Raw genomic sequence first — 17,823 nt, 5'->3', positions numbered from 1 at the left:
GCAACAAAGACAAACAACAACAGGATATTAATGATTTAAGCCGAGATACGGAGCATGCGAATAACTCACTAAAACCGATATTTGACAAACAAAAAGAGCTCGACAAAATCGAAACGGTAGAGCTTATCAAAGACATAGCCCAACAGACGAAAAGCATAATGGGCAAATATGACCGAATACAGGCACAAAACAAAATAGACAACGACGAAGAAATTAAAAAAGGCCTAAAAGAAAAAACCGAAAAGCAGCTAGAAAAAGAAGAGGTTAAAGCTCAACAAGACCCAAGCTATACCCCAAAAAGCTACGACGAACTTTACCAGCAAAATTATTATAATGCCGTCAGCGATGCAGTGGTAAAAAATGCAAAAAACAACCTTGGCACCATGGGTGGAGATGTCAGCAAAGGCATAGACTCAGCCGCATCAATCATTACCGGCATCATCACTGGCGACATCACGGGTGGTCTTGCAGGTGCTAGCGCACCATGGCTAGCAGAGCAAATTAAAATACATGCAGGGGATAACGAAGTAGCTCGTTTAACGGCTCACGCCATATTAGCGGGCACTATAGCCGAACTACAAGGCAACTCAGGCTTAGCGGGTGGCGCAGGCGCAGTAAGTGGCGAACTTGCTGCAGAAGCCATCCTCAATCTTTATAAAGATGATGATGGTAAAAAGAAAGACATCAAAGACCTCACCGAAGCAGAAAAACAAAACATCAGCGCATTATCGCAACTAGCTGCAGGCCTTGCAGCGGCCAGTATGGGGGGTGATGTGGGAGACATTGGCGCTTCGATAGCTGCGAGTAAGAATGCGGTTGAGAATAACTCATCAAGTATAATAAATTTTTTCAAAACTGAAACCGAAAGAGATTTAGAAGAGATTGAGCAAGCTAAAATATTATTATTTGAAGGCGATGAAGATAAAGCTTGGAAATATGTTTTAGCAAAAAAACAAGCTGTAGCTGGAGGTGCAATAGATGGTATAAAAAATACGTTAGAAGGAACAGCCGATGCGGCTACACATCCGATAGATACTATTGTTGGTATTTATGATTCTATAACCAATCCTGATAAAGTTTATGAAGCAATTAAAATTTCGTATACTGAGTGGTTAGAGCTCTATGGTTATGCATTAAAAAATGATCCAGCACTAGCTGGTGAAATGATGGGGTATTTAGAGGGTAAAATTATAGGAGAAGTTGGTTCCGGCTATGTTATGACTGGTGCTTCTACAGCAATTATTCAAAAGGTAGCTCGATTAAAAACATTATCTAAAGTAGCCGATAAAATTATAGACTATAATAGATCGGGCAGTGGCTTAAAAGGAGATCCATTACATAGAGCAGCAAGTTTCGTAAGTAAAGAACAACTTAAAAAAGGGGAGGTGTTTACAATAACAGGTGGTGATGGTATTAAGCGAACTTTATTACAAACAGAAGGCTCTTTTAATGGTAAAAGTGGAATATTTGAATATATTATCGATCCTAAAACTCAAAATATTACACATCAACGATTTATTTCAGGTGGTAAAATAAATGGAACACCTAATCAAAAGGTTAAATAATAATGAATTTTGATTTAAATAAAAATACAATTCATCTAAATTGGAAAGATATTTTATGGGGATATCGAAAGCATATTATTGGTTGGAAAGATGTTATTAATTATGCAAATGATATGATTATTAATGGCAGTAGTAATCAAGATGCATTCGAACTATCAATGGTTAATTCTTCTACTATTTTTGAGTTAGGTGATTTGTTGGAAAAAATTGCTGGATCTTTAGAAGATTATAGTAACGAAAAATGGTTATATGTCTTGTTACTACAATTATATAATTTTCGTTATGACATTAAAGATCCATTAGGTGAAGTTGAAACAATTTATGAAAATTTTGGCTATCCTGAAGAGATAGAATCTTTCGTTAGATATATGCCTGTATCTAATGATTATGACCCTACTAAGCACACTCAAGAGGAAAATGAAAAACGGTTATATTTTAATTGGAAACAATATTTAGATAACAAAAAAAATATTTGGAAATAAAAATAAGCCGATCCCAAATTTTGTATATTTACCAGTAAAAAGTGACAGTTAATACTGTCACTAAATGCCAATAAAACAAACGGTATAGACTCCTGAATTATTTTTACAAAATTAGTTGTAATTATCTTTTAACTTACGCTTTAAAGGCAATGCCAACTTTAGCCGAGAGCGAGAAAATGCGGACGGCAGTGCTTGGACAGAAAGCGTGATTGATGCGAAAAACAAACTCACCATCAAAACGGGCAACGACACTAACATCATAGGCGGCCAATTAAAAGGCAACACGGTCAACATGGATGTGGGTAACAACTTAAACATCCAATCACTGCAAGATACGGACGACTATGATTACGAAAAAATCAGCTCCTCAGTAAGTGGCAGTGCTGGCTTTGGTGGCTTTAGTGCCAACGGCTCACTATCAAGCACCAAAATGGACAGCAAATGGGCAAGTGTCACCGACCAATCGGGTATTTTTGCTGGCAAAGGTGGCTTTGACATCAAGGTAGGCAACAACACCGACCTAAAAGGGGCGGTCATCTCCTCGGAAGCCGAAGACACCAACAAAAACCGCCTTGATACGGGCACAATCAGCTTTAGTGACATCAAAAACAAAGCGGAATTTAATGTTAGCCATATCTCGGTCAGTGGCGGCACGGGTGGCGCAGGTGCACCAGCGGCATATCAAAACAGTGAAAAAGACTCAAGCATCACCCACTCAGCGGTAGAGCAAGGTCAACTTATCATCCGCAACAAAGACAAACAACAACAGGATATTAATGATTTAAGCCGAGATACGGAGCATGCGAATAACTCACTAAAACCGATATTTGACAAACAAAAAGAGCTCGACAAAATCGAAACGGTAGAGCTTATCAAAGACATAGCCCAACAGACGAAAAGCATAATGGGCAAATATGACCGAATACAGGCACAAAACAAAATAGACAACGACGAAGAAATTAAAAAAGGCCTAAAAGAAAAAACCGAAAAGCAGCTAGAAAAAGAAGAGGTTAAAGCTCAACAAGACCCAAGCTATACCCCAAAAAGCTACGACGAACTTTACCAGCAAAATTATTATAATGCCGTCAGCGATGCAGTGGTAAAAAATGCAAAAAACAACCTTGGCACCATGGGTGGAGATGTCAGCAAAGGCATAGACTCAGCCGCATCAATCATTACCGGCATCATCACTGGCGACATCACGGGTGGTCTTGCAGGTGCTAGCGCACCATGGCTAGCAGAGCAAATTAAAATACATGCAGGGGATAACGAAGTAGCTCGTTTAACGGCTCATGCTATACTAGGTGCTGTAGTTGCCGAACTACAAGGCAACTCAGGCTTAGCGGGTAGTGCAGGCGCAGTAAGTGGCGAACTTGCCGCAGAAGTTATCATCAAACAGCTTTATGATGGCAAAGACATCAAAGACCTCACCGAAGCAGAAAAACAAAACATCAGCGCATTATCGCAACTGGCCGCAGGCCTTGCAGCGGCCAGTATGGGTGGTGATGTGGGTGATATGGGTGCCTCAATTGCTGCCAGTAAAAATGCGGTTGAGAATAACTATTTAAATTCTTCCGATCATCAAGATAAAGTAGGTTTAGAATATAAAGAAAAAGAAGGTTTATTAACTGAAGACGAAAAGCAAAAGTTAGTGGAGCTTAGAATTAAAGATGAAAGCTCAACAAATGCATTATTAGAAGCTTGTGTTGATGTAAATAGTGAAGGTTGTCATATAGAGCGCCAAAAAGCTTATGATGCGCTAAGAACATATGTAAATTATTATTATAACAAACTAGAACAACAAAATGGCTATTTAGAAATAAAACACTTATTAGAGGGAACGTCAAACACACCAGAAGCAAATCAATCACAAGCTATCTATGAAGGATATGTAGAAAGTTATAAGCGTTTTGGCTATGATGAAAAAGAAGCTAGATCGATGGCTAGTATGACTATGGGTAGCATGATAATGCTTCATGGTCTTACAGGAACTATAACGCTCCCTAAGATAAATAAAATTTTTGGTGGTAGTAAGCTATTACGGGTTGGAAAAGTGACGAGTCCACAAGTAATAAAAAATAGTGAAGGTTTGAATGAAGTAAAAATCAATCAAACACCGCTTGAAGGACAAAACCGTCTCAATACGCCAGATTTAGGCGGTAGTGGTAAATTAAAACCCGCTGAAGCAGCCGCTGCAGCGCAGCTTGAGCCAGTATTAGGTAAAATGGAGCGTTATACGCCGCCTAAAGGAGCAACTCAGGGCGAATCTCCCGATTTTGTAATTACCTCTGGACCTAATAAAGGTAAAACTGTGGATGCGTTGTATACAACTGATAAACTATCACAAAAAGAAATTGATGGATTAAATAAGTTTTATGAAAAAATATGAATACTGGTAAAGGTAAAGAGATTATTGACAAACACTTGGGAAAAGCGGACTTTGTACCTGTTGATTTTAGAGTTTTAACGCCTTCTAATCAAAAAATTTTCATAGATTATATAAAAACACTACCTAAATCGCAGCGAAATAAAATTATAATTATGAGGTAATATAATGGGTGCAGTTATTTTTTTTAATAAAAGTGAGGTAAATAAAAAAGATGAAGGCAAATTTATATCTACATATGTTAATAGTAGTTATTGGGATGCCTTTGGTGATTTGCTAGATGCAGTATTTTTACCTAACTATCCTAAATTACATGAAATCATAAAATCGGAAGAAGGAGAATACTTAAAGTTTTATTCTTTTGTCGAGTTGGACAAGGAACAATTTAACCAATCTGTAAAATTAATAAGGGATTATATTGCAAAGCAGAGTAATCCAACCGAATGGCAAAAAATGGCTCAGGTGGTATGGAATGAAATAGCGGAGCCTTATATTATTAAAGACAATCGTTATCAGCCCAGTTAGATTAATTCCATCTTGAATTTTACATATTAGCAAGTTAAAGGTGACGGTTAACACCGTCACTAAATCCTATAATTCCAATAAAACAAAAGTCTAATAAAACATTAATATCAAAACACTAAACAATAACCAATATTGAATCTTAATCAAACTAAACGGTATATACTCCTGAATAATTTTTACAAAACGAAGTTGTAATTATCTTTTAACTAACGCTTCAAAGGCAATGTCATCACCAATCAATACATCTCAAAATTCCAAAAAAAAGTGAGGAGCAGTGTTTTTGAAAGCTTAAAATCACAAAAAATAATAGTCTCACCGAAGCGGAAAAACAAAACATCAGCGCATTATCGCAACTGGCAGCAGGCCTTGCTGCTGCTAGCAAAAATGTGGTTGAGAATAATTTATTAAGTAATAAACGTGGCGTTTAAAGATTGATAAGGAGAGTGAAAAAATCAAAGATATTGTTGATTATGATGAATTAGGTAAGTTGCAGCAATATAACGATTGTAAAACAACACACCTAAAACCAGTTCAATTAAGAAACAGTAAAAATTTTATTTTTATATTGCAACGTGAGTTTACCTATAAGTTTTGCGATTAAAGCAAAATATTATCATTTATTGTTTCGATATTTTTTAATAACTTAATGCTAAACATCTATTGCTAATTTATATATAATGCTTTAACAATTTAAATTTTAGATATCAATTTCGGAGCCTCTTATGCAGCAGTTTCGTCCTATCCGCCGTGCTTTACTTAGTGTGTCCGACAAAACGGGTATTTTAGCGTTTGCTAAAGCTTTATCAGAACGAAATGTGGAACTGCTTTCAACTGGGGGAACAGCAAAATTATTAATCAAAAACCAAATACCCGTAACCGAAGTTTCTGACTATACAGAATTTCCAGAAATGATGGATGGACGAGTTAAAACGCTACATCCCAAAATACATGGAGCAATTTTAGGACGTAGAGGTATTGATGATAAAGTTATGCAGCAACACCAGATCGAACCTATCGATATGGTGGTTGTTAATCTTTACCCATTTGCACAAACTGTTGCTAATCCGCATTGTACATTGGACGATGCTGTTGAAAATATTGATATTGGTGGACCGACAATGGTTCGATCTGCCGCAAAAAATCATAAAGATGTCGCTATTGTAGTTGATAGTTGCGATTATACCAATATTATCAATATGATGGATGAGAATCACAATTCCCTTTCTTTTGAATATCGTTTTAATCTTGCTATTAAAGCTTTTGAGCATACAGCAAAATATGATGGTATGATTGCCAACTATTTTGGGAAATTAGTGCCGCCTTATATGGGGCAGACAAATGAGCCAGCGGGCGAGTTTCCTAGAACGTTAAATTTACAATTCATTAAAAAACAAAATATGCGGTACGGCGAAAACGCCCACCAGCAAGCGGCTTTTTATGTTGAAGAAAATATTAAAGAAGCATCAATTGCAACAGCAAGACAACTGCAAGGTAAAGCACTTTCTTATAATAATATTGCGGATACCGATGCTGCGCTTGAATGTGTGAAATCGTTTGATGAGCCTGCTTGTGTGATTGTAAAACATGCCAATCCTTGTGGTGTAGCAGTCAGTGATAATATTTTGCACGCTTATGAAAACGCTTTTAAAACCGATCCAACATCGGCTTTTGGTGGCATTATTGCTTTTAATCGTCAACTTGATGCTAAAACTGCAAAAGCCATTGCCGATAAACAATTTGTAGAAGTCATTATTGCACCATCCGTTACTCAAGAAGCACTTGCAATTATCCAAGCTAAAAAAAATGTACGCGTACTTGAATGTGGTGAGTGGACAACATCATCGCCTGCTAGTTTAGATTTTAAACGTGTTAATGGTGGGCTTTTAGTTCAAGAACGTGATTTAGGCACAATAGACGAACATCAATTAACGGTTGTCACTAAGCGTAAACCAACAAAAAAAGAGCTTTCAGATGCACTATTTTGCTGGAAAGTGGCTAAATTTGTTAAATCCAATGCCATTGTTTATGCAAAAGATAAAATGACAATAGGTATTGGCGCAGGTCAAATGAGCCGCGTTTATTCAGCCAAAATTGCTGGAATTAAAGCGCAAGATGAGAATCTAAATGTTGCTGGTTGTGTTGTGGCTTCCGATGCCTTTTTCCCATTCAGGGATGGAGTCGACGCTGCGGCTGCCGCAGGTGTAACTTGTGTAATTCAACCAGGTGGCTCTATTCGTGATGACGAAGTCATACAAGCGGCAGATGAACACAATATTGCGATGATGTTTACTCATATGCGCCATTTTAGACATTAATTGTTAGTAAAATGAGTGGGCATTAACTCACTCAAAATAAATTACTACACTGGGTTTTGTAAAACATAAAAATTTACAATCCTTTTTTCAGATTTTAGTATTCAAAGGATCTTTTATGAAAGTTTTAGTCATAGGTAATGGTGGGCGTGAACACGCACTTGCTTGGAAAGTCTCACAATCACCATTAGTATCAAAAGTCTTTGTCGCTCCTGGCAATGCAGGTACTGCACTTGAACCTAGTTTAGAAAATATTAATATTAAAGCAACTGATGTTGGCGGTTTGCTCAATTTTGCGCAACAAGAACAAATTGATTTAACAATTGTTGGTCCTGAAGCGCCACTCGTTATTGGTGTTGTTGATAGTTTTCAAAAAGCAGGATTAAAAATATTTGGTCCATCAAAGTCTGCTGCGCAATTAGAAGGATCTAAAGCATTCACCAAAGATTTTTTAGCTCGACATAATATTCCAACAGCCGAATATCAAAACTTTACAGAAGTTGACCCCGCTATTGCTTATATACGTCAGAAAGGTGCTCCAATTGTGATTAAAGCCGATGGGCTTGCTGCGGGTAAAGGTGTTATTGTAGCAATGACACTCAAAGAGGCCGAAGATGCCGTGTGCGATATGTTAGCGGGTAATGCCTTTGGGGATGCTGGCCATCGAGTGGTTATTGAAGAGTTTCTAGAGGGCGAAGAGGCGAGCTTTATTGTCATGGTCGATGGCAAAAATGTTGAGCCAATGGCAACAAGCCAAGATCATAAACGTGTTGGCGATGGCGATACGGGCTTAAATACTGGTGGTATGGGCGCTTATTCCCCAGCGCCAGTGGTTACTGATGCTGTTTTTCAACGAATTATGGATGAAATTATTTACCCAACCGTTAATGGCATGGCACAAGAAGGGAATGTCTATGTTGGCTTTTTATATGCTGGTTTAATGATTGATAAAGAAGGCAACCCAAAAGTTATTGAGTTTAATTGCCGATTAGGCGATCCTGAAACACAACCCATTATGATGCGATTGCAGTCAGATCTAGTGAAACTTTGTGTAGCGGCCATTGATGGTAAGCTTGATACCGTCAAATCCAAATGGGATTCAAGATCAGCCTTAGGTGTAGTGCTAGCTGCAGGCGGTTATCCAGGCGAATATAATACGCAAGATGTGATTCTTGGACTCCCCACAAAGGCAACCGATAATTGCAAAATTTTCCATGCAGGAACCAGTTTAGAAAAAGGTCGAGTATATACCAATGGTGGGCGAGTTCTGTGTGTTACTGCCTTGGGTAATAGCGTACTTGAAGCTCAGCAGCGAGCGTATGAGCAAATAAAAGATATTTACTGGCATGGTTGTTTTTATCGTAAAGACATTGGTTATCGTGCGATTGAGCGAGAACAACGCAGTCATAAACCATAATTTTTTAAAGTTACGTCATTATAACTTTTAATGACGTTGTAATAGGTATAAACGAAAAATTATCACAACAGTTATCAGTTTTTTATTCAATTTTTTTAAATTAGAAAACGATATTTAATAATAAGCCTAATTTTATATAGATTATATTGATAAATTTTAACGATTAAATTTGTTTAGTAAAAAAAAGAAAAAGGGATGAATAAATTATTAGCCATATTGGGCGATGATACGACAACTGGTGGTAAAGTAATTTCTGCATCAAATAGTGGTTTTTCTCAAGGTCAAGGTATCGCATGCTTAGGCGATTACGCAAGTTGTCCTAAATGTACAAAAGGATATGGATCCATTATTGAAGGAACATATGATTGTATTGTAGATGGTAAACCGGCTGCCTATGATGGTTGCATTGTCGCTTGTGGATGCCCAATAGGAAATAATCGAATTATTGCCACTAAAAGCTTTGCTTATGTGAATGTTGTAAGAAGCTATTCATCAGCAAAAAGCGCAAGTTTTAAAATACCTACCTCTCCAGAAACCTCATTACCTATTTTTCAAAACCTGATGTATACGCAAAGTGACTCATCACTTGAAATAAGTGACGACACGTCAAAAATTCGATTGGATGCCAAGCGTTTAATGGACTGTACCCACGAACTATGCGAAAAACACCTTTATTATAACGAAATAAAACAAGCTTTTATTGATGATGTTGATACATATGCCATGAATATTGTCAATAAAGTTGAAAGTGGTGAAATGAGTTATGAGGAAGGCGCAAAGAAAATAAAGACTGAAGAAAATAATTTGTTAGAGCAAAGTTTTATATGGGTGAAAAATGGTTTGTCTATTTTTGGTGGTGTAGGAATGATTCAAAATGGGGTAGCACTTTGTTCTGCGGGATGGTCATGTCTTATTGGTGCCCCTATGATAGCGCATGGAGTAAATGGAATATATGAAGGAACCGCTGGTATTGTTAATGGTGTTATGAACGAGATTGATGGAGGCAACAGAAGTATGGACGTTGATGGACCTTTAAGAAGTGGGTATCAATATGCAGCCAAGGCTTTAGGTTTTGATCCTTCAATTGGTGATATTGTTTATAATAGTTTAGATTTGGGTATGTCTGTTGGGACTAAATTGAAATTAGTGCCGAAACTGAATAAGTTTGGTAATCCAAGATTTAAATTATTTAAATATGGTCGCCGTGATTTAGAAAACGCTTACAAACAAATGAGTAAGAAATTCTTAACTTTGGAAATAGGTAGTGATCTATTATCTTTTTATCAGCTACGTGAAAAATTAAAAAAAGCTTTTATACTTAATAAAGATACCAACCAAGTGAGTATGGTTGTTAAAGAGCCAGAAACAATTATTAATACAGGACAAATTGTTGAGAATTGTTCATTGATAATCACAATAGGTAATGATGATGCACCAGATTATTATAGCTGTGAAAGTAGTGATGGTTCAACATATAGAAAAGATAGAGACGGTAATATTATAAAATAAGGAGATTTGCATGGCTGTTGAAATGTGGGTTAGCTATTATTTTTTTGCTATTGTTGGGTGTTTTATTCGGCGCTATTTTTCGGAATATATTGCAATGGACTACGATAATGATAAAACGTTAAATCGTAAACGACGTTTAGCTCTTTTTTATTTTTATTTTATTTTTTTATATAGCCTGTTTATGATAAGTCAGCCAGGAGAAGGGCTTTTTTTAGAACTTATTTTTTTCTGGTCGGCTGTTTTTATTTTTATATTGTATGTATTTTTTATTAGCTTTCTTGAAACACCACGTAGATACATAAAAAGGAAAAAATGGAAATAACAAAATTATGGTTATATTAGTTTATTGTTTATTTCCATTCATAATTAGCATTTATCATATTAATGACACGTCAACACATGATAGAAAATAATAAAAACTATATTGTTTATTTTGAAACATTGATGTAACTGAAACAAAAACAGATGGATATATAATCCAGTTAGATAATATCTCTAATTCAACAAAACAGGTATTTTGAATAGAGAATAGAGGAAAGTGTTGCGACAAGGCTAGGTATAAGCATCATTATACTGAAATAACCTAAATAATTTTTTCACACAACCTTTTAATATTTATTATTATTTTAATTAATATAGTAAGTTACTTTATAGTTACAAGCTGTAAATATTAGGCTAACACTAATTGATCGTCAATTTGATATGATAAAATTTGCTGATGATAGAAAACAATCATTGATACTTGGCGAATTGTTCATTGATAATCAATAGCTAATGACGATGCACCCGATTATTATAGCTGTGAAAGCAGTGATGGTTCAACATATCGAAAAGATAGAGAGGGTAATATTATAAAATAAGGTCGATGTGCATGAGTATTTTAGTCTGTATAAGTTATTATTTTTTATCTATCGTTGGATTCTTTATTCGGTACTATTTTTCGGGATATATTGCAACGGACTATGCTAATGATAAAACGTTAAATCGTAAACGACGTTGGGCTATTTTGTTTTATTGTTTTATGGCTTTATTTAGCAGGTTTATGATTGATAAGCCTGGAGAAGGTATTTTTTCTCATATTATTTTTTATGGTGGGATCTTTTAATTCTTATTTTTTATATTTATTTCATCGATTTTCTTGTTCGACCGAAACGCTATAAAAAAAAGAAAAAATGGAAATAACAAAATTATGGTTATATTAGTTTATTGTTTATTTCCATTCATAATTAGCATTTATCATCTTAATGACACGTCAAAACACGATAGAAAATAATAAAAGCTATATTGTTTGATTTGAATAAACAGAATAAGCAAAATAAATGTAAGAAAACGAATTAATGTTAAATAGATAAAATTATTTTTTATCTATTGTTCATTTTGAAACATTGATGTAACTGAAACAAAAACAGATGGATATATAATCTAGTTAGATAATATCTCTAATTCAACAAAACAGGTATGACCCTTGCTAAAAAATGGACAAATGTCACTTCTATGATATAACTTACAATCACAAGAGAACACATTGTGGCACTAAAAATTTAGTGCAGAATGCAAACAACAAGCAGTCGATTATGCTTTATCTAATCCCCATCTTTCATTAGCTGAAATCACAAGCCAGTTAGAAATAGGCAAATCAACACTGAATAAATGGGGTAGGCAGCTTAGCCCTAACAAAACCAGTAAACGTGAACTAACTAGTGAGTAGTAAAAAATTATTACGCTAGAATAGGGAAACAAAGCACTAAAAAAGACCAATTAAATTCTAAAAAGTCGCATGTGTATTTCATCAACAACCCAAGTTGGTGAAGTACCAATATATAAAGCAATATTTATTATCGTATCGGGTACCGCCAGTCAGTCGTCAGTTGAACGTGAGGGTATCAGATTATTATGCTTGGCTAAAATGCGAGCTTAAATTAATGGAAGTTGTTTGATAATATCAAAGCGCTTTATTGGCAGCATAAAGCCCGTTTAGGTGCAACAAGCTTAGTACATGATATCAGCGTCAACGGCTATGATATATCAGAAAGAAAGGTTAGCTAGGTATGATAAAAATCAGTCAGAAAAGTCATTGATTTTACTTAAGTTTTTATTTTATAAAATGATGAAAAATAATAACATTACTCCTTTTGTTACAAGCCTATTTCATGATTGTTGTCCAATGCATTAAATCGTTGGTTATACCTTTAGATAATGATTAATTTGCTCGAAAAATAATTGGACAGCAAACAAGTTCGCATATTGATAGGCATTTAGTTTGTAACACACTTAAAATGTCTTATTTTGTCGTCAATTTCTTAAAGGGATATTACTACCTAGTGCTTGATAAAGCCAATATTGCCGTGTGAATTTTAAGCGGTTAGTGTTACAACATAGGTTGAGATAAAGTATGAGCTGAGCTGGCAATTGTTGGGATAATGCTGTTGCTGAAAGTTTTTTCCATACGTTTAAAAAATAACATGATTCATGATGTGGATGACAAAATACGAGGTAAGCCAATAAAGCACTATTTGAATATATTGAGATCTACTACATTCAAGTTTGCCGACATTCAGCTCATGGTTGGATATCGCCTAAGCAATATAAAAAGCCGTATTACTTTAATAACGCCTCTATAGAGGCAAGTATTGTCTAAGATTTTGGTGAGGATCAAATTTCGTTTTCTTTTGATTATCTGTTTAACGAAGCGGTTCTGGTAGGCGGCGTGTCAGGGGACGCAATTTTTCTCTGTCATCCCATAAACCAGGGAATACTTCAAACTTCAGATCATCACGGTTAATACCTGTATCAAAATAGCGACAGAGGCGGTCTCGTAAATCTACATCACCCCACATATTAGTCAGTTCATATTGTTCAATAAGCTTACGATCCTGTGGAATCGTTAAATCTTCTTTGATAATTGGTGCTCTAGTTGTACTTAAAATGCCATCGGCATCAGGAACAAGGTCTATTAGTTTTCCTCCTAAAAAATGAAAATTAAATCTATCACCTTTGTAGTGCCCATAATCTAAAATTGTATAGGGTTTAATCCAATATCTTTCGTTAGGCTTTGAGCTGGGTATTACTGTAGTGGATTTTATTTTCCCTTGAATTAACGACTTATTAATCACATTCCCAACAAAAACGCTGAACAAGGGTTCTATTTTATTTAAATCTAAATTCTGCCATGCACCATCTGAATTGAAAATATCATAAAAGCGCATTTCAGGGCTGGTTAGCATCTGTCCAATTGTGTATAAATTATCACGTAATTGGATATTGACTAGATCATTTTTCTTCCAAACAACACGTTTAGCCATAATTAGCATCGACCTCTTTTTTTAGGAACACGCTTTCGATCCTGCTAATAGGTTGGCGCATCATTGTATAGCAGGATTTCTCAGTATCTTTGATGGCAATCGTTTCAATTCTGTTTGGTGCAATCATCACGGTAATCGGTCTATCTCTGTTTGTTGTGTTTTTTACCTACTAGCAGATCGAGGGAAAATGATTAATTCATTAATCGTAAACACCAATCTCTTCCGCTTTGGCAATTAACTCATCTTGCAATGAACCTTGTATTTCATCTCCATCATACTCAAGCATGAAATCACCACTAATATTAGGAGGAAAACATGAACCATCGATGGTGCCAAAAATCGTAGACATTGTATCTATCATTACTATACGCAGAAAATTAAAAATCTTTTCTTGGTCTTTATCTGATAGCTTTGTGATAATACTTCTTGCTCTTGCATAAGGATCATTATCGTTTGTGGATTTACTCGGATCACTTAAATGAATTTTATAATATTCAAGTGTATCATCCAAAAGCATAGATAAAAGTGAGGTAACTACTAATTCATCTTTTCCTATTTTATTCATTTAACAACCTCCTTTTCCATTAGGTTTTACTGTATTCATTTCTGGATATATTTCTTTATTTTTGGCGATTAATTTCTGAAAAGCACTATTGGGTATTTGTGGGTAAACTCTTTTTAGCTAACGTATATCTCTAACTAATAGTGCAAATAATACCGAAATTTGCCCAATTTGACGAGACCCAAATTTAGACATTAATATCCCGGATATAGGCATCATAAATAATGCGCCAAGACCAAAAGTAAGAATAAAATAACCAATTACTTCGTCCGTGACATTAAAACGTGGTGCAAATTATGCAATTTGAATCGCCCAAGCGCCAGTTATAAATCCATTGTAAAATAATACAGTAACAGCACATCTTGCTTTTGATTCTATTTTTATTTCCTTTATCAATTCTCTATAAAAACTTCATGATCGCGATCCAACGAGATACTGTAATCGCCATTATCTTGTTTATTTACTTTAACTTCCAAAAAATTAGCTATTGCAGTTTTAGCACCATGCTTGATAAGTATTGTTTCTCCGATACCTACGCAATATGCACCGGCTTCAACAGCAGAGGTAACGCCACTAATTGAGTCCTCAAATACCAGTGTTTTATTGGGAGGTAGCATTAAACGTTTCGCACCTAAAATATACGGATCAGGGAATGGTTTACCACGAGACACATCATCACGCTCTACAATCACGGAAATACAGTCTTTAATCTGAAGCATATCCATGATCCTGTCAATTTTTTCTCGCCAGCCACTCGTCACTATTCCTACTCTTATTTTTGCAGCGGACAAAGCTAATATTAACTGCGCAACGCCGGGAATAGGATCATAGTCAGCAGTATTTTCAGCATGAATAATATAGGCCTGTACTTTTTTTTGGTCATCTACTGGAAGGTGGCCAAAAAGCGCTTTTATTGTGTGCGGTCCTGGTTGGCCGTGAATATGATTTACAATATCACTATCAGTAACTTTGACTCCGTATAAAGCGCCGGCTTCAATCCAGGCTCTTTCAATAACAGTATTGGAGTCGATAAGTACACCATCCATATCAAATAAAACACCGGAAATTTTTTCTATTGCATTACTCATAATTTTTTATCCTTTTGAGTTTAAAATAGATGCAGCAACAACTATTTGCCCTAATGAAATTCCACCATCATTAGTTGGTACTAATTTATGGCTGTATGGTTTTAAATCAATTTTTTCTAAATGATCTAATGTTCATTTTTAGCTCCATTAACTGCGTTCCAGCAAATCATCTTGCTTCTCTAGAAGAGCTAAAATTTCAGAAGAGGAAGCTACTGTCGCGCAATAATTTGCCAGCCATTCTAAAGCACGATTGGTATCATCTATGGAAGGAGCAAAAACGCCATCACTTGGAACCCATACATTGTACCCTCTAGAATAAGCATCAGCTGCCGTTGTTTGAACACAAACATGAGTTTGCAAGCCTGTAACAATCACTGAATTAACACCAAGTTTTTTTAGAATACCATCAAGGTCATTGTTGTAAAAACCAGTATCTCGTCCTTTTACTACAACAATATCTGAAGGATGACTTATTGTCTTCAATATCTGATTTTCTGGTCTTCCGGCTAAAGCTGGAATACCACCTTCTCGATTTTTATATCTTTTTTGCACTGCTGGATCATTGGGATCATTAATCAACTGTAAATGTATAACTTGATGATTTAGATTCCTGATACCGTTTAAAAATTCATTAAATTTAGTAAGTTTTTCTTCCAGTTCTTCAGGTGATTTTGATATTTTGTAGGTAAATTCATATTGCAAATCATTAGTTAACATAGCTACTTTGGGCATGATGTCTATCTCCATGTAAAATTGAACTTTCTTAAATATAAGCATTTGAGGAAGTTGTGTATAATGAAAAAAAAATCAGTTATTGATAAACATTTGGAATGGATATGAATATCGACATCCGACTGCTTAAAGCATTTATAACACTGGCTGAAACTAAAAGTTACCGCCTCGCAGCTGAAGCTTTGTTTATAACTCAACCTGCATTGACAAAACAAATTCAAGCTTTAGAAAGAATTATTGAAATGAAACTTTTTATTAGAGGTCGTAATGGAGCAAAATTAACATATATTGGAGAAAAAATATTTCTCGAAGCGCAAATACTTTTAAAATACCACAATCATTTTTTGATCACAGCCAGTAATATTAAGAAGAATGCACATAACTATATATTAATTGGATTTGGTATTTCTTCATTCCAAAATGTACCTAAGTGGATTCATGCCTTTTCGGATAAATATCCTGAATATGAAGTTATTACCAGACAAATTCCATCTAGTACTCAAATTAAGATGTTGATGCAAGGTGAATTGGATATTGCCTTTGTTCGAATGCCGGTACACGATTCTCTAAATTCAATAATTCTATCTAAGGAACGGATCGTTCTTGCTGTGCCGGATGACGTTGAAGTTAATGCCTCTAATCTTAATTATGTAATCGAAACACACTCTTTATTGCACATAAAGCCAAACTTAGCACCTTGTTTGGCTGAACAAACTAAAATGATGCTTGACCATATGAATATATTTTCAAATCCCGTATCAGCCACCAGTGACCTTTCATCTCTTTTAGCGTTAATTGCAGGTAAAAATGGGGTTGCCTTTGTTCCGGCAAGTGTCCGTCATTTTTTACCGAAAGGCGTTAAACTCATTATCCCTGAATTTGAACAACCAGGGTGGGATATTGCTATGGTATGGAACCCAAAGATTCGTAATGAAAAAAGAGATCTGTTTTTAGAAATGGTTAAAACAATTGTAACTACCCCCTAAAATAGTGCAGCAAAAAAGTAGAAAATTCTCTATGATAAAAGTAAAAGGGGGGTAATTATGTTGGGGTTTTGGTTTCTTTATCCTTGTTTTTTTGATAATCATTCAGTTAAATAAAAAAGGGTAATTCCGTTTTCTTTTGATTATCTGTTTAACGAAGTGGTTCTGGTAGGCGGCGTGTCAGGGGACGCAATTTTTCTCTGTCATCCCATAAATCAGGGAATACTTCAAATTTCAGATCATCACGGTTAATACCTGTATCAAAATAGCGACAGAGGCGGTCTCGTAAATCTACATCACCCCACATATTAGTCAGCTCATATTATTCAATAAGCTTTCTATCTTGTGGAAGCGTTAAATCTTCTTTGATAATTGGTGCTCTAGTTGTACTTAAAATGTCATCGGCATCAGGAACAAGGTCTATTAGTTTTCCTCCTAAAAAATGAAAATTAAATCTATCACCTTTGTAGTGCCCATAATCTAAAATTGTATAGGGTTTAATCCAATATCTTTCGTTAGGCTTTGAGCTGGGTATTACTGTAGTGGATTTTATTTTCCCTTGAATTAACGACTTATTAATCACATTCCCAACAAAAACGCTGAACAAGGGTTCTATTTTATTTAAATCTAAATTCTGCCATGCACCATCTGAATTGAAAATATCATAAAAGCGCATTTCAGGGCTGGTTAGCATCTGTCCAATTGTGTATAAATTATCACGTAATTGGATATTGACTAGATCATTTTTCTTCCAAACAACACGTTTAGCCATAATTAGCATCGACCTCTTTTTTTAGGAACACGCTTTCGATCCTGCTAATAGGTTGGCGCATCATTGTATAGCTGGATTTCTCAGTATCTTTGATGGCAATCGCTTCAATTCTGTTTGGTGCAATCATCACGGTAATCGGTCTATCTCTGTTTGTTGTGTTTTTTTGTCTAACCAGCAGGTTGGGGGGG

18 protein-coding genes and 2 pseudogenes are annotated in these 17,823 nt (G+C 35.5%); 14 read left to right on the top strand and 6 right to left on the bottom strand.

The genetic code is table 11. The features are described 5' to 3' along the window. The 13 genes and pseudogenes from A9G47_RS13375 to A9G47_RS14410 all read left to right on the top strand — a co-directional run. The coding region (locus A9G47_RS13375) for a VENN motif pre-toxin domain-containing protein (RefSeq protein ID WP_176700720.1) at positions 1–1,565 on the top strand (1,565 nt) is incomplete at its 5' end. 2 nt (positions 1,566–1,567) lie between these two features. Then, a complete protein-coding gene (locus A9G47_RS13370; protein ID WP_065643117.1) occupies positions 1,568–2,047 on the top strand; it encodes a DUF2247 family protein in 480 nt (159 codons plus the stop codon). A 148-nt stretch (positions 2,048–2,195) separates the two neighbouring features. Further along, positions 2,196–2,390, top strand: a pseudogene (locus tag A9G47_RS14715) (hemagglutinin repeat-containing protein); the annotation flags it as partial. An 87-nt stretch (positions 2,391–2,477) separates the two neighbouring features. Next, positions 2,478–4,436: a VENN motif pre-toxin domain-containing protein gene (locus A9G47_RS14730; RefSeq protein WP_335340273.1), complete on the top strand. Its 1,959-nt coding sequence runs from the start codon at positions 2,478–2,480 to the stop codon at positions 4,434–4,436. After that, positions 4,433–4,597, top strand: a complete 165-nt coding sequence (locus A9G47_RS14415; protein WP_176700719.1) for a hypothetical protein — start codon at positions 4,433–4,435, stop codon at positions 4,595–4,597. Before A9G47_RS14730 ends, A9G47_RS14415 begins: the two co-directional genes overlap by 4 nt. Positions 4,598–4,601: 4 nt before the next feature. After that, positions 4,602–4,958, top strand: a complete 357-nt coding sequence (locus A9G47_RS13360; RefSeq protein WP_065643115.1) for a hypothetical protein — start codon at positions 4,602–4,604, stop codon at positions 4,956–4,958. A gap of 305 nt (positions 4,959–5,263) precedes the next feature. Continuing rightward, positions 5,264–5,365 (top strand): annotated as a pseudogene (locus A9G47_RS15120) (VENN motif pre-toxin domain-containing protein); the annotation flags it as partial. 315 nt (positions 5,366–5,680) lie between these two features. After that, entirely contained in the window at positions 5,681–7,273 is a 1,593-nt protein-coding gene (gene purH / locus A9G47_RS13355; RefSeq protein WP_065643114.1) for a bifunctional phosphoribosylaminoimidazolecarboxamide formyltransferase/IMP cyclohydrolase, read from the top strand. Between the two features lie 115 nt (positions 7,274–7,388). After that, positions 7,389–8,687: a phosphoribosylamine--glycine ligase gene (gene purD / locus A9G47_RS13350; RefSeq protein ID WP_065643113.1), complete on the top strand. Its 1,299-nt coding sequence runs from the start codon at positions 7,389–7,391 to the stop codon at positions 8,685–8,687. 195 nt (positions 8,688–8,882) lie between these two features. Continuing rightward, a complete protein-coding gene (locus A9G47_RS13345) occupies positions 8,883–10,196 on the top strand; it encodes a PAAR domain-containing protein (RefSeq protein ID WP_065643112.1) in 1,314 nt (437 codons plus the stop codon). Between the two features lie 10 nt (positions 10,197–10,206). After that, positions 10,207–10,518, top strand: coding sequence for a hypothetical protein (locus A9G47_RS13340; protein WP_065643111.1), 312 nt, complete (start codon positions 10,207–10,209; stop codon positions 10,516–10,518). 549 nt (positions 10,519–11,067) lie between these two features. Beyond that, positions 11,068–11,301 carry a hypothetical protein gene (locus A9G47_RS13335; protein WP_065643110.1) on the top strand — a complete coding sequence of 78 codons (234 nt, stop codon included), beginning with the start codon at positions 11,068–11,070 and terminating at the stop codon, positions 11,299–11,301. A gap of 672 nt (positions 11,302–11,973) precedes the next feature. After that, positions 11,974–12,114: a hypothetical protein gene (locus tag A9G47_RS14410; RefSeq protein ID WP_176700718.1), complete on the top strand. Its 141-nt coding sequence runs from the start codon at positions 11,974–11,976 to the stop codon at positions 12,112–12,114. A gap of 763 nt (positions 12,115–12,877) precedes the next feature. On the opposite strand, the gene A9G47_RS13330 is transcribed toward A9G47_RS14410, so the two are convergent. From A9G47_RS13330 to A9G47_RS13315, 4 genes are all read right to left on the bottom strand, one after another. Further along, the gene (locus tag A9G47_RS13330; RefSeq protein ID WP_176700717.1) at positions 12,878–13,507 is read right to left on the bottom strand and encodes a hypothetical protein; all 630 of its coding nucleotides are present in this window, start codon (positions 13,505–13,507) and stop codon (positions 12,878–12,880) included. Between the two features lie 190 nt (positions 13,508–13,697). Next, positions 13,698–14,063, bottom strand: coding sequence for a hypothetical protein (locus tag A9G47_RS13325; protein ID WP_065566318.1), 366 nt, complete (start codon positions 14,061–14,063; stop codon positions 13,698–13,700). A gap of 389 nt (positions 14,064–14,452) precedes the next feature. Beyond that, positions 14,453–15,148, bottom strand: a complete 696-nt coding sequence (locus A9G47_RS13320; RefSeq protein ID WP_065643109.1) for an HAD family hydrolase — start codon at positions 15,146–15,148, stop codon at positions 14,453–14,455. A 147-nt stretch (positions 15,149–15,295) separates the two neighbouring features. Next, positions 15,296–15,880, bottom strand: a complete 585-nt coding sequence (locus tag A9G47_RS13315; protein WP_065643108.1) for a cysteine hydrolase — start codon at positions 15,878–15,880, stop codon at positions 15,296–15,298. A 104-nt stretch (positions 15,881–15,984) separates the two neighbouring features. Between A9G47_RS13315 and A9G47_RS13310 the strand changes: the two genes are divergently transcribed. Further along, the gene (locus A9G47_RS13310) at positions 15,985–16,866 is read left to right on the top strand and encodes a LysR family transcriptional regulator (RefSeq protein WP_081303681.1); all 882 of its coding nucleotides are present in this window, start codon (positions 15,985–15,987) and stop codon (positions 16,864–16,866) included. A 148-nt stretch (positions 16,867–17,014) separates the two neighbouring features. Here the strand turns inward: A9G47_RS13310 and A9G47_RS14560 are convergent, their stop codons facing one another. Both A9G47_RS14560 and A9G47_RS13305 read right to left on the bottom strand, forming a co-directional pair. Beyond that, positions 17,015–17,170: a hypothetical protein gene (locus A9G47_RS14560; protein WP_218057486.1), complete on the bottom strand. Its 156-nt coding sequence runs from the start codon at positions 17,168–17,170 to the stop codon at positions 17,015–17,017. Positions 17,171–17,185: 15 nt separating this feature from the next. Continuing rightward, entirely contained in the window at positions 17,186–17,635 is a 450-nt protein-coding gene (locus A9G47_RS13305) for a hypothetical protein (RefSeq protein ID WP_218057485.1), read from the bottom strand. Between the last annotated feature and the right edge of the window lie 188 nt (positions 17,636–17,823).

Origin of the sequence: Gilliamella sp. WF3-4 (genome assembly GCF_001690275.1) — a bacterium.
GTDB lineage: Bacteria > Pseudomonadota > Gammaproteobacteria > Enterobacterales > Orbaceae > Gilliamella > Gilliamella apicola_C.
This window is presented reverse-complemented; position numbering and strand designations above follow the sequence as displayed.

Bases quoted from the DNA above. Each gene is read 5' to 3' on its own strand.
- A9G47_RS13370 (WP_065643117.1), top strand. From the start codon at position 1,568: ATGAATTTTGATTTAAATAAAAATACAATTCATCTAAATTGGAAAGAT.
- A9G47_RS14730 (WP_335340273.1), top strand. From the start codon at position 2,478: ATGGACAGCAAATGGGCAAGTGTCACCGACCAATCGGGTATTTTTGCT.
- A9G47_RS14415 (WP_176700719.1), top strand. From the start codon at position 4,433: ATGAATACTGGTAAAGGTAAAGAGATTATTGACAAACACTTGGGAAAA.
- A9G47_RS13360 (WP_065643115.1), top strand. From the start codon at position 4,602: ATGGGTGCAGTTATTTTTTTTAATAAAAGTGAGGTAAATAAAAAAGAT.
- purH (WP_065643114.1), top strand. From the start codon at position 5,681: ATGCAGCAGTTTCGTCCTATCCGCCGTGCTTTACTTAGTGTGTCCGAC.
- purD (WP_065643113.1), top strand. From the start codon at position 7,389: ATGAAAGTTTTAGTCATAGGTAATGGTGGGCGTGAACACGCACTTGCT.
- A9G47_RS13345 (WP_065643112.1), top strand. From the start codon at position 8,883: ATGAATAAATTATTAGCCATATTGGGCGATGATACGACAACTGGTGGT.
- A9G47_RS13340 (WP_065643111.1), top strand. From the start codon at position 10,207: ATGGCTGTTGAAATGTGGGTTAGCTATTATTTTTTTGCTATTGTTGGG.
- A9G47_RS13335 (WP_065643110.1), top strand. From the start codon at position 11,068: ATGAGTATTTTAGTCTGTATAAGTTATTATTTTTTATCTATCGTTGGA.
- A9G47_RS14410 (WP_176700718.1), top strand. From the start codon at position 11,974: ATGTGTATTTCATCAACAACCCAAGTTGGTGAAGTACCAATATATAAA.
- A9G47_RS13330 (WP_176700717.1), bottom strand. From the start codon at position 13,507: ATGCTAATTATGGCTAAACGTGTTGTTTGGAAGAAAAATGATCTAGTC.
- A9G47_RS13325 (WP_065566318.1), bottom strand. From the start codon at position 14,063: ATGAATAAAATAGGAAAAGATGAATTAGTAGTTACCTCACTTTTATCT.
- A9G47_RS13320 (WP_065643109.1), bottom strand. From the start codon at position 15,148: ATGAGTAATGCAATAGAAAAAATTTCCGGTGTTTTATTTGATATGGAT.
- A9G47_RS13315 (WP_065643108.1), bottom strand. From the start codon at position 15,880: ATGCCCAAAGTAGCTATGTTAACTAATGATTTGCAATATGAATTTACC.
- A9G47_RS13310 (WP_081303681.1), top strand. From the start codon at position 15,985: ATGAATATCGACATCCGACTGCTTAAAGCATTTATAACACTGGCTGAA.
- A9G47_RS14560 (WP_218057486.1), bottom strand. From the start codon at position 17,170: ATGTGGGGTGATGTAGATTTACGAGACCGCCTCTGTCGCTATTTTGAT.
- A9G47_RS13305 (WP_218057485.1), bottom strand. From the start codon at position 17,635: ATGGCTAAACGTGTTGTTTGGAAGAAAAATGATCTAGTCAATATCCAA.